The organism is Shewanella sp. BJSY2023SW007 (assembly GCF_047314525.1).
In the GTDB taxonomy this organism is placed as follows: Bacteria; Pseudomonadota; Gammaproteobacteria; order Enterobacterales; family Shewanellaceae; genus Shewanella; species Shewanella chilikensis.
On sequence record NZ_JBKORL010000101.1, the window covers coordinates 82340 to 94632 of the forward strand.

Below are 12293 nucleotides of genomic sequence, written 5' to 3' on the forward strand. Positions count from 1 at the left end.
GCCTATTTGTCCCCAAAATGTCCTGTTTTTATCCTGATTGGTCTGAGTCAGTTTATGCAGTTTCAGACATGCTCTTACCCAAAGAGAGAGCACCACTGAACATAGGAATAAAAAAGTAGATTCAGCCACTTATACTTTCCTTGTAACGCTTGCGGTAAGGGTTGAAAACCTTATTTTACACCCGATTTCAACAACTCTGCCCATTAATTCGCAGAGGCGCAGAGCGAAGCCGAGTTGACCACTTTCCTGACAGACAAACCGGCCTGCTTTAAGCGCCAGAGCCACTATAGTCCCTCGGCGTAACAGGTTGCCGAAGGGCTCAAGCTGCAGCGCAAACAGCTTATTGCGGCAATCATTAAGCCCACACGGCTAAACCATAAATAAAGCCTCAACAGCCAAATAACAGCGATGAGGCAGAGCTATCGCAGCCGCTCTCGACCTTAAGCTCATCGTCGTAAACATCACGACTGCCCAGATACTCACCGTGTTCGAACGTTTGGATATAGTAAGCTTTACCCTGGATGTAAGACACGGTTTCGCCATGCTCCTTACCGTCCTGATAACGGGCGACCTTGTTCAGTAACCCGTCTTCGGTGAAATAGTAAAAACTGCCCTGCGCCTGTCCTTTAGCGTCATATTGCTCCCGCCCCAGTTCATAACCCGCAGCAGAGTGCGCCAGCCAAGTGCCGACTTTTTTGCCGTAATGATACTCCCCTTGCCAGAGGGACACTTGGGTTTCATAGGGATCCTGGTACTGCCACAGGCCATGCCTTTTGTCCTGGCTATAATTTCCCTTGGCTTGCAGCTCGCCTTTTTCGCTGTAGGTTTGGTATTCCCCCTCAAGCTGCCCGTGCCGGTAATGCGCCAGCTGCAACAATTGGCCATCGTGTACCTGGATTTCTCTCACTTCACCGTGCAACCGCCCCTGGCTGTCACGCTGTTCTGTACGGCGGTTACGGGCATCTTGATAAGTCCAGAACCCCACCTTTTTGTAATGGGCATATTCGCCCTGCTCCAGCAGCTTGCCGCTGACCAGTTTCTTCTCATAAGCGCCATGGAGCTGACCTTTTTTGTAGTGACTGGTCTCTATATAGGGCTCATCATCCCAGAGCCCCTGATACATTTGCACGGCCAGCCCCTCGCGCTTGCCCTTGATTTTTTCCTCTCGTTCAATGACAACGCCGTTGGCATCAAACTTCTGATATAGTGTCCACACCCGAGTCATATCCTGCTGCATTCTTGAACTGAGCTTGCCGTCTTGGAAGTGTTGCCTATCGAGGATCTGCTTATCTTTGACAAAACGGGCGCTGAACTCCATGGTCTTGCTGCCGTCATCGGCAAACTTTTGTTCAAAGACCAAGCGGCTTTTCTCGTCAAAGCGCTGTAACTGCTGCAGCTTCGAGCTACTGGTATAAAAGGTTTGCTGCTCGCCCACCTTTTCGCCCTGCTGATAATGTTCGATTCGTGTCAGCTGTCCCTTGGCATCATACTGGCGGCTTTCCCCGTGCTCTCGATTCTGCTGGAAACTGGTTTCCCGACTAAGCTGGCCATTTTTATGCCAGCGTTTGGCCGGCCCCTGCCGCTGGCCATCCACATAGACATACTCGGCCTCTTGGACACCTGTATCCCAGTATTCATAGGCTTTTCCCTGCTGACCTTTAGGGCCAAAGGTGTCAATGGAGGACAGCTCACCATTGCGGTGATAACGTTTGCGCTCCCCTGTCAGTTTACCCGCCTGATACAGGCTGCGCTCACGCAGTTGCCCACCCGGGTAGTATTCCAGTTGCTCCCCTTCCGGCAGACCATTAACCAGCGAGTGCTGCGCCTGCAGACTGCCATCCTGGTAATAGTGGCTGTCTTTACCAACACGTTTGTCGCCCAACTGCTGATAAACCTCCTCTAACTGACCGTTACTGTAGAAGTTTTTCTGAGTGCCTCTTTGTTCACCATCAACAAAACCGGCCTCCATGGTCAAGACGCCGTCTTCATCATAGAAGCGGATCTGGCCTTCCATCTCGCTGTTATCGTTATAGTTGCCATCGGAAGACAGCTTGCCGTTATTGTGAAAGAACTGGTAGTTACCCAGGGCATTTTGGAAGATCCCCGGCTTGGCAAAGCTGCCCTTGAATCTGGGGGTATCCGAGCCGACATAATAGATGGTGGTCTGCCAACCATGCTGATCCTGGATTTGCGGATCTTTAACATAAAAACTGGCCTGGCGCTCACTGTCGACCACTTGCCAATCCTCATTCAGCCACACTGTCTCGGCGCTGGCCATCCAGCTCATCAGGCCACAAAGTAATATCAATACACGCATTTTCTTGTCCTTAAGGCAGTGGCGGGAAACTGTTGACCCAGCGGATATCCAGGGGCTCGCCCTGGTACTCGAGTTTACCGATACGTTCCACACTATCGGCAACCCTTAGGTATTTGTCTTCCATGACGGCTTCGCTCAGCGGGATATCCTCTGAGCTCAGGTAGCGCGCCTGCTTGTCCAGCAACGGCAGTTGCACGTCATCGGCACTGTAGAGATGGTAACTCTGTAGGAATTGCTGCACAGATTGCTGCAGATCCAGCTCGCCAAACACTTCAAGGGGCACCAACCAGGCACGTTCACCCGGGGTATAGTCGACAGAGTGCCATACCGGGCGACCATCACAGTGCAGATGACTGGGTATTTCCAGACCATAGAAATAACGGCGAATGCCATCCTCGGTACTCAGTTGGTACTCGACTTGAGTCGTCATGCGCTCGTTAGGCTTTGCTTTCCAGACCAAAGCCGATGGCCCTTGTTTAAAATCGCCTTCAATTTGCAGCTGGCAGATACCGGCCCAGTCCCGCGGCAAAGTCAGCTTGGCACCCTGCGGCGTATCGGCCTGAGTCGCAAAGGTGGCCGGATCAAAATCGACCGCCTCTTCGCCGGTATCATTGTAATAAAGGTAATGCTTGCCCATGGGAGGCAGGGTGTAATCGGCGGCAAAGGCCTCACGGTTCACCCAGCGCACCTCGCGGCTGAAACCGGCTTGTTGCTGATCCAAGATGGCATGAAAGGTTACCTCTGCTGCCGGCTTGGTCAATTTCACCCGAAAGAGTTGTTGGCCGCTAAACAGCAAACTGCGATCCATGCTGTTGAGCCACTCGGGGCCACCTTGCGGTGTCTGATAGCGAAACTCGCCTTCAAGCCCATCGAAAAACGGCACCAGATAACCATCGGCGCCGCTGAAATGCAGCAGATACTCGCCCTCTTGCTGCGCTACCGGGGTAATAGTGAGTGTGCCACCGGCCAACGCCAACTGCTGCTCCTGCCCAGACCGCCATTGGCTGGAAACCGATACCAACTCGAGTGGCCTATAGTCTGCCACGGCACTGAAGGAGGATATTTTTTCAAACTGGTTTCGCTGATCCCATCCCAGGGGCACAATCGCGGTACTGATGACTAGCGCACCACTCTCCTGATAGGGGCCCAACTGGCTGAGTATGCTCCACTCCAGTGCAATGGGTTTATCTTCGGCATCCAGCGCCAGCAGATCTCGGTAGCGGATTTCCCCCAACACTTCTCTATCGCCTTCAGTCAGCAAGAGCTCCAGTTGCAGATGTTCAGACTCGCCACGAAATGTGCCCTTACCATAGCGGAATAAGCTTTCGGCACTGAGCTCAAGCCCATCGGCAGGCTTGGGGGGCGATGCCATGATGGGGTTCCAGTTGTCCATATCATCGAAGGCGATTTGTTGCCTCAGATCGCCCACCTGATCGAGCAGATCTTTGCGCGACATCACTATCTGTATATGGTTGTTGCCTTGTTGGCCCATGGCGTCAATCTTGCTCTCAAGCACCAACACCATTTTCTGCAACCAGCCACTCTCACGCGCCAGGCGCATATGACCATACAGACGACTATCGCCGCTTTCGGCGGTCAACTCTGCGTCCACTATCTCAGGGGTCACCTTAGTGACCAATAGTTCCGTTTGCTGACCATTAAACCCCTCGAGTATCAGCTTACTGCCCTCTTTGGCGGGGATCTTTTGCAACACACCGGGAGTCTCCATCCCCTGAGTCAAATGCTCGATTAACTCAGGGCCCGAGCGTGCCAACATCTTTTGCCAGCTCTCTTCATCCTTGCCCTTAAATGCCAGTAATTTGCCGGAGTCTTTATCCAGGGTGATTTCAAAGCCGCGGGAAAACATCTGTTGCAACTCGGGCTCATCGTTTGCAGCGGTAAAACTACTGAAACTATTGCCGCCACCGGACATAGTCATAAACTTGGGCACCAGTTCCAGCTTGAGTGTCGGCGAGGTCTCAATCACCTTATAGTGCATCAAAGAGTTGCTGTGCTGAGTAAATACCCGTCCGCCAATATCTATGTTGGCTTTTGTCTGTACCCAGTAATCGACTCGATCGCCTTTTTTAGGGTCAAATTCAACATGGGAATTGGGGGTACACGCGGATAAGAGCCATAACAGGCCGAAGAGGGAAAGATACTGCTTCATTTCATTCCTTGAAGAAGAACGCTTAAAAATTAGCGCCACATTATGCCAAATCAGAAGTCATAATTCTCCTGCTATTCGACCATATACGCGGTATCGAACTGAACCCCAAGACTACGACTAAAAACAAAAAACAAGCCCCATGACTCTTGGCAGGTTTTCTCTCAGCCCAAGCTTGAATAGAGTCTTTAAAAATAACCCAAAACAGCTTAATTTTGCGATGCCCCAGTGAAGGTGCCAGGCGTTTCTTCTGTTAAAATCAACTCAATCTGAATGCTTGAAACCAATGAGGAACTTATGAACCCTATTATTGCCCTGCTGAAAGAGCACAATATCAGCGATGAACAAATAAGCAGCCTGTTCCAGAGCCTGACCGAAAATCCCCTGATGGCCATGGGTACTCTGGGGCAGTTGGGATTACCGCCGGAAAAGTTGCAGGGGTTGATGATGCAAGTGATGCAGAACCCGGCACTGATCAAAGAAGCCGTGGAAGAACTGGGACTGGATTTCTCCAAGGTTGAAGCCGCCAAAGCCCAAATGAACAAGTCTGTTTAATCCTGTGCGCCCTCAAGGCCTGACTCATTTGGCTTTGAGGGCCGATTTCATGTTCTGTCATGCATCCAGTATTAGGCTGATAAATTGGCTGTGCCATCAGCTCAGTTCGCAGCAACGCTTAGGAAGGTGCGAATAGGTCCTCGTGGCACTCTGGCTTACACAGCAATTGGCGCTCAAGGCATCTGACTGAAGGCATGCCGGGGCATGTTGAAGTCGAATAACGCAGAGAGCCGGTTGCTGTGAAAGCCCCGAAGGGCGTGGCTTACAGATCTGTCTGCTGTGTTGTGCTTCTTGCAAAGGACTAGGGCCATTTGCTGCGAACCACGCCTTGCATCCAGGCCTGTAAGCCGACGCAGAGCACACATGGGACTTGTTCGCACCTTCCATTTTTGATAGTTCTCTGAAGCAATACCCGTATCAAGCGCCCGACAATTTCTGCAATAACTTTGATGCCCGTCCGGATTGGCTGCGGTCACACGTGCCGGCGTATTACCAAAATCAGCGGGATAGGGATGAAATATATGTTCCTCACCATGAGTCGCAGAACAGTTGGGACACGACTTAAACTTTCGGCCGCTTCCCGGCTCCTGCTTACGTAACATTCCGCTATTCAAACGCCCACCACAAAAGTTACAGCTCATCAGCTCTCTCCATGTTATTAACTGATATTCAGCATGGCAAACAGCTCACGCTGAACAAACAATAACCAAAGGCCTGTTGAAAGCCAATCTCTTATCTCTCCGTGATATTTTCCTAGCACAAGATTGAGACAAATCGTGTGCGTTTAACAAACACGCTACAAAACGCTACATCATTTGCCGTGCCACCCACTGAGTCGGCGTGCTTAAGTAGGTGCTCGGTCAATATTCGACCAAGGAAGTATGGGTCGATGATCGAAAGCTGAATTTATCCCAATCATACAGGAGGTATTCCAGTGACAAGATCCCAGTGGTTCAAGCGTCTGTCGGCGCTATGTCTCGTCTCAGCCAGTTTGCTGCTGACACCGGCAGCCGTGGCCCAAAAACATCTCAAACAAAATCTCAGTCAATTGACCAATCAAGCGTCCAGCATAGTCTCGGGCCAAGTGGTGTCTGTGACCGATGGCTTTGATGAGCGCAAACGCCCCTATACCCAGATAACCATTCGGGTAGGTATGGATGCCAAGAACAAACATAAAGCCGGCAGCGAATATACTTTCCGCCAGTTTGGTTTGCTCAAGCCCCGCTCCATGGGTAATGGCAAAGTCTACCTTGGCGTATCCCCCGAAGGGTTCGCCCGCTGGTCGGTTGGCGAGCAGGTAGTGGCCTTTATGAATCCGGATCTCGGTGCTGGCCTGACTTCTACCGTAGGGCTGGAACAAGGCAAATTCATTGTGCAAAACGGCAAAGTCAGCAATCAACTGGGCAACATAGGCCTGTTTGATGGCATGAACACCCAGTCGCTCAGCCCTGAAGAGCAGAGCCTTATCACCACGGCAGGTGCTGTGGATGCCGCCGCATTTATGTCTCTGGTTGGCAAACTGGTACAGGAGGCCAAATAATGAAGCTTTCAAGAATTGCCACGGCCTTACTGTTGGGCTCAGTCTCCTCTGCCGCGCTGGCCGGTGGCCCGCTGTATATTCACGAACCCACAATGCAGCCCTATAAGTGGGATACTTCCAAGGGGGCGATTCCCGTCTATACCGACGGTGGCCCTGTGATTAAAAACAAGGATGGGGTTGACGTACAAACCTTCACCATTCTGGAAAAGGGGCAGGTGTTCAATCTCGACATCACACTACCGGACGGCACTGTAATCCCGGCGGGTACTGTGCTGGACCGGGATTACACCTTCCTCAGCATAGCTCAAGCCAATGCCATTACCGCCAAGGCCGTGGGCGAATGGTCTGCGGTGGAAACCTCCACCTTTGAGATGTCGGTGCAGGGCACCATTGAACAGCAAACCGGCATCCAGGACGTCAATCAAACCAATGTCGATCAGATCTATTCCGCCGTAAACGGCTATGGTTTCTGGGTCAACTATGACACCGATGGCCAGATACTGGAACAGTATTTCGGCGTACCACGCAGCCAGGTGCTGGGGATAGCCTTCCCCGAGTGGGCCGATGAAGAAACCGGTGAAATCCTTGAGGCCACTGCCTTGATGAACGGCTGGTACGTAGGAATAGATGACACAGAAGGCGAAATGATTGCCGGGGTATTTACCCATGAATTCGGCCACGCCCTCAATATGTCGCACTCCCAGGCCAATGGCCATCTCAGCTATATGTCGGCCTCTTACAGCCCGCAATATGACGGGGTACCGGGTTGCGCCATCACCAATCAATACACCAGCGCCAGCCAGATAGCGCCGGACACTATTGAAACCATGTTCCCCTTCATCAATGTGTTGGGAATTCAGGGCGCCGAGCAATCAACGGTCAATGTGCGCGACGACATAGTCAACCTGTCAGATCTCTACCCTACAGCGGAATATCGTTCTGGCTACGGCTCGATTTCCGGTACCCTGTACACCAAGGAAGGAGTGGATTATTCGGGCATGAACATGGTGGCCCGCAACCTGGATAACCCACTGTACGATGTGGTCACTCAACAGTCCGGCAACCTGACTCAAGGGCTTGTAGGCCCGGATGGCAAGTTCACCATCAATGGTCTGACACCCGGCGGCCGCTATGTGCTCTACATGGAGACCATCAAGGCCGGTGGTTATCCTACCCAACAAACCGCCCTCTTGTCAGAGGCCGAATACTGGAACAGCAATGAAAGTAGCAATCCGGCCAGCGATAGCGCCTGTGATTTCACTCCTATCATTGCCGAAGCCGGAGTAACCAAACAGGCCGATATCTATTTCAACGGCTACACAGATGGCATCCAATATACCCCGCTGGTAAGCGCCTTTGTGCTGGATCATGCCAAGAACGGCAAACGTGCCATGGGGATAACCGGCACTACACCTTTCCTCTATGACAGCACCAAGAAGGCCCTGTTCGAGCTGCACCCAGCCGGTAATGCCGTGGTTGCCGGACACCCCACCATGAACAAAAACGCTACCAAGGCCGGTGTCATGGCGGACTTCAGTGGCAACGGCATCAGCAATGCCGCCATCTGGGATCTGCGCAGCGACAAACTAACCTCGCTTGGGGATCTCAACGGTAACAGCTGCGGTGGCTCGGGGCAGTCAGGCACCAACTCCAGCTATGTCTGGGATATGGACGATAGCGGCGACACAGTTGTTGGCACAGCCTATCTGGATACTGACGGTAACGGCGCCTGCCAGAGTGCATTCAAGGACGAGATAGTGCCCTTTATCTGGACCAAGAAGGCCGGTATGCAGCAACTGCCTTACCAATTTGCCGAAAAGGTTCAATGGCTGCGTGCCGACAGGATAGCCGGCAACGGCAGTACCATTACCGGCACTTATGATGGCACCAGTCAGGTTGCCTGGGTCGATGGCCGCTTCCACGACACCTCGGCTGAGTTTGGCGCCCAGGACTCCTCGGTGATCTCCAACGACGGCAGCACGGTTGGCTTTGGCACTCGCACCGGAGTCACCCTGTGGCATACGGACTCGGGCCAACAGGAGAACATAGGTAGCCTGCGCTGGTGTGAGCAGGTACCTTTCAATCACTTCTTCCTGGGTAATCTGTGTGCCGAAGGTTGGGATCACGACAGCATCAGCGCCGAGTTTGGCGTACCGCGTATGCTGCTACTTGATGCCAGCGACGATCTGTCGATGATTACCGCTCGCTCCGGTAGCCTGTTTACCGGTTTCAGTGGTGGTATCTACCTGGAAGGTTTGGGCTGGATGAGCACCAGGGAGTTCTTCGCCAAGCAGGGCGTTACCGAAGCCAAGGCACTGACCATAGATAACCCATTTGCCATCAGTGCCAACGGCTCTGAAATGATGGGGGGTATTGCAGGCGCTGTCTTGTCTATCGATGTCGATCTGAACAAAGCCTTTGTCTGCCGGGATGGCCAGGATGTTCAGCTCAGCTTCCCTAAACAGGTTGTTGCTGCCGTTAAAGGCGGAGCCGAGTTTGGTCGCTGTGCCCACCTGAACGATTGATGCAAAGTTGAAGTAAACAACTGCCAACGGGAGCCTCAAGGCTCCCGTTTTTTCTATAAAACAAAAAAACCGACTCAATGTCGGTTTCTGTTCTCTCTAGGAGAGATGGTACCAGAGGTCGGAGCGACGGGGCTGGCCTTCCAGCCGACACGCGCGTGGCGCAATGACTTGCTCAGACCTGACTCGGAGCTGACTCGGAGCTGACTCGGAGCTGAAAACAAAAAAACCGACTAAACGTCGGCTTATTATCTCTAGGAGAGATGGTACCAGAGGTCGGACTCGAACCGACACGCTTTTAAGGGCGGGGGATTTTGAATCCCCTGTGTCTACCAATTTCACCACTCTGGCACATATAGATTGTTTCGCGACGAAGTCTCATCGGCGAGTGAACGGCATTATACCTGTGCTCACTTCAATGGCAAGCGCTTTACGAGCCTGTTTGCCAAAATCCTGTTCGGTTGGACAAAATTCGCTCTGACTACTGGGCTCCGCGGGCAATTAGGAAACCTGTGTACTCCTTGTCGCTACCCTGAATATGGTTGATAAGCCAGGATTTGAGGAAGGCCATCAATTCATCGGCAACATCTTCACCATTGGCCACTCGCTTCTGGAAATCCAGTACCTTAGCCACCAATTGTTGGTGCTTGAGCTTGTGCTGTTCGGTTTGCGGGTAACCGAAACGGGCAAATAACTCCTCTTCATAGGCGAAATGATTGGCAGTGTAATCCACCAGCCCCTGTACTATGCGTTTAATAGCTTCCAGGCCGTAAGCTTCTTCCAGAGTGCGGTGCAGTTCATTGATCAGGGATACCAGACGTTGGTGCTGACGATTGATCTCTTCCATGCCGAGATCCAACTGCGGCCCCCACTCAACAAAGCGATGGCGTTTCTCCAACTGCTCCATCGCCCGTTTGTCGACATGGAAACGCCCAAGCAGGGAACTGATCTCCTGCGACATATTGAATACTTTCAGACTGGATAGGTTGGTACTGTGGGTTTCTTTGGCATTCTCGACCGCCACTCGCGCCATAGAGGAGATATTGTTGCTGATCTCTTCGGCAACTGTCTGCTGTTGTTCCGAAGCCGCCGCTATTTGATGCGACATATCTGTAATGCTTTCAATCTGCGCCACAATTTGCCCCAATGCCTGCTGCGCCTGATGAGCCATCGCATGGCTGGCACTGGCCTGCTCGACACTGGTTCTCATCACTTTCACGCCTTCATCGGCACCCTGTTGCAACTGCAGTATCTGCTGTTGGATATCGACTGTAGCTGTGGATGTGCGCTGCGCCAGACTACGGACTTCATCGGCAACCACAGCAAAACCTCGGCCATGCTCGCCGGCGCGGGCACTCTCAATAGCGGCGTTCAGCGCCAACAGATTGGTTTGCTCAGCCACTTGGGAAATGGTGTCAATAATGGTGCTTATGTTGTTGCTGTCTTCGGCCAGACGAGCGATAACTAACTGGGTTTGCTCAACCTGAGCCGACATATCATCTATCTGCCTTACCACCTCTTTGACGGTTTGGTCACCGCTGCGGGCTGCCTGCATGGCTTCCTCCGCAGCATTGGCAGCACAAGCTGCGTTACGACTGACTTCCTGCACGGTAGCAACCATCTGGTTCATAGCGGTCGCGGCCAATTCCGCTTGTTTTTCCTGCTCCTCCACTCCGGTATGGGCGGCATCGCTGATAGATTTGATATCCATGGCCACGCTCTTCATCGTATCGGCAGTATTGACCAAAGACAGAATCGTGCGGCCAACATCCTCTCCCATACGGTTGATGCCGTGAACCACAGAATGGAACATGCCGGCATCCTGCTCCGACAACTGATAGCTGAGATCGCCTTCTCCCAGGTGACGGGCAGCGTTTTCCAAACGCTTAAGATTGGACAGCTGTCTGGCACCAAGCCAAGTCAGCACTATCAAGGCAACCAATAGAGAGCCAAAGGCGAGATAACTGCCGCCGTGTAACAGGCTCCACAGGGGGTAAAGCAACAAGAGCAACAGCAGATAAAACTGCCACCGGCTTAATATCAATTTCGAAAGACCTTGGGATGTTTGCATCGCACGCTCCTTGCATGAACAATCTCAGCCCAAGCCACCCTACTCCTTTAGTGTGATAATGAATATTATCCTTTGCTCCTATTCCCTTCAGTGAAATAACGCCCTTGCTTCCCCCTCCGCTAATTTAAGCAAAACATGATACAGCTCATGTTTTAACAAGGCGATTTACCCAATTAACAACTCTGACAACATTTGTTGATCGAGATCAGCTTCAGTTTTAGCAAATTTGATTAGTTTAGCTTTGACTTTACAAGAAAGAGGACTTCAGTGATGGCATTCTGGTTAGATCTAATGTTCGGAAACCCCATAGGTTTACTGTCGATGATAGTTATCTTCAGTACTATCGGGATCATCTCCTACATTATGTGGATGTTTATTGTAAAGTCAGCAAAGCCTTAGCTTTGACTTCCATGTTCTTTTAAATGCAATGACATTTTTGAGTATTACTTGGGCAGCCCTGTGGCTGCCCTCTTTTTTAGTGCGATTAAGCCGCGTGTTTCCGCACCTGGGCAATAGCATTGATAAATTGCGGTCTTGCCTTGATAAGGTATTGCAACTCCTCCTGACTCGGTTCTCCCGGAGGAAGGCGCAACACTCTTCGATTTAAATGCTTACGGGCTGCCATCGCTATCTTGTACTCGGCGGTGGGGCCTTGAATAGCGTAATGGCGTTCATTTCCCAGGCTCTCGAGTATATGCGCCTTGAGCAGCGCCTGTACAGGAGCCTCATTTTGCGGCAGGGTCAAAACACTGGCTCCCTGCAGGAAGAACTCTCGTAACAGGGCCCGCTCGGCCGGATCCAACAACCTCACCTTAGCTTCAATCATTTCGTTGATTCGGCGCTCACTCAAACGACTTATCGCTTCATCCAACAAAAAGTTGACAGCCAGCGCGCCGATATAGGCCAAAGCCAGTAGCAATGTCAGGCCAATATAGTGGGCATTGGTATCTACCCAGGATTCCAAATGCAACAGAGCCAACAAGGACTTTGGCATAAACAGCAGCAATGTGGTGATCAGCAGCACCCACAATGTCAGTTGCAATGCAGCGGCCTTGAACTTGCCCTCTTTCAATACCTCAAATTTCAGTCTCTTCATGGCTCTATCCAGCGTCAGAAAATTG

The 12293-nt window shown here is 51.8% G+C and carries 8 protein-coding genes and 1 tRNA gene; 4 read left to right on the plus strand and 5 right to left on the minus strand.

Annotated features, from left to right (window positions below; all coding sequences use genetic code 11):
- Nucleotides 1-388: 388 nt before the first annotated feature.
- Nucleotides 389-2317, minus strand: a complete 1929-nt coding sequence (locus tag ACMHXE_RS18350; protein WP_101096191.1) for a toxin-antitoxin system YwqK family antitoxin — start codon at nt 2315-2317, stop codon at nt 389-391.
- Nucleotides 2318-2327: 10 nt separating this feature from the next.
- A complete protein-coding gene (locus tag ACMHXE_RS18355; protein ID WP_413733010.1) occupies nt 2328-4487 on the minus strand; it encodes a hypothetical protein in 2160 nt (719 codons plus the stop codon).
- A gap of 294 nt (nt 4488-4781) precedes the next feature.
- Between ACMHXE_RS18355 and ACMHXE_RS18360 the strand changes: the two genes are divergently transcribed.
- From ACMHXE_RS18360 to ACMHXE_RS18370, 3 genes are all read left to right on the plus strand, one after another.
- The gene (locus tag ACMHXE_RS18360; RefSeq protein WP_101056625.1) at nt 4782-5039 is read left to right on the plus strand and encodes a DUF2999 family protein; all 258 of its coding nucleotides are present in this window, start codon (nt 4782-4784) and stop codon (nt 5037-5039) included.
- Nucleotides 5040-5973: 934 nt separating this feature from the next.
- Nucleotides 5974-6579, plus strand: coding sequence for a hypothetical protein (locus ACMHXE_RS18365; RefSeq protein ID WP_101056607.1), 606 nt, complete (start codon nt 5974-5976; stop codon nt 6577-6579).
- Nucleotides 6579-9104: a hypothetical protein gene (locus tag ACMHXE_RS18370; protein WP_101056608.1), complete on the plus strand. Its 2526-nt coding sequence runs from the start codon at nt 6579-6581 to the stop codon at nt 9102-9104. The genes ACMHXE_RS18365 and ACMHXE_RS18370 overlap by 1 nt, the downstream gene beginning before the upstream one ends.
- Nucleotides 9105-9365: 261 nt before the next feature.
- Here the strand turns inward: ACMHXE_RS18370 and ACMHXE_RS18375 are convergent.
- Nucleotides 9366-9452, minus strand: a tRNA-Leu gene (locus tag ACMHXE_RS18375).
- Nucleotides 9453-9582: 130 nt separating this feature from the next.
- Nucleotides 9583-11172, minus strand: a complete 1590-nt coding sequence (locus tag ACMHXE_RS18380) for a bacteriohemerythrin (RefSeq protein WP_413733012.1) — start codon at nt 11170-11172, stop codon at nt 9583-9585.
- 270 nt (nt 11173-11442) lie between these two features.
- Here ACMHXE_RS18380 and ACMHXE_RS18385 point away from each other — a divergent pair, with 270 nt between their 5' ends.
- Nucleotides 11443-11571, plus strand: a complete 129-nt coding sequence (locus tag ACMHXE_RS18385) for a DUF3149 domain-containing protein (protein ID WP_071237139.1) — start codon at nt 11443-11445, stop codon at nt 11569-11571.
- Between the two features lie 85 nt (nt 11572-11656).
- On the opposite strand, the gene ACMHXE_RS18390 is transcribed toward ACMHXE_RS18385, so the two are convergent.
- On the minus strand, nt 11657-12268 hold the full coding sequence (locus tag ACMHXE_RS18390; RefSeq protein ID WP_165565658.1) for a superinfection exclusion B family protein: 612 nt from the start codon (nt 12266-12268) through the stop codon (nt 11657-11659).
- Nucleotides 12269-12293: the final 25 nt, after the last annotated feature.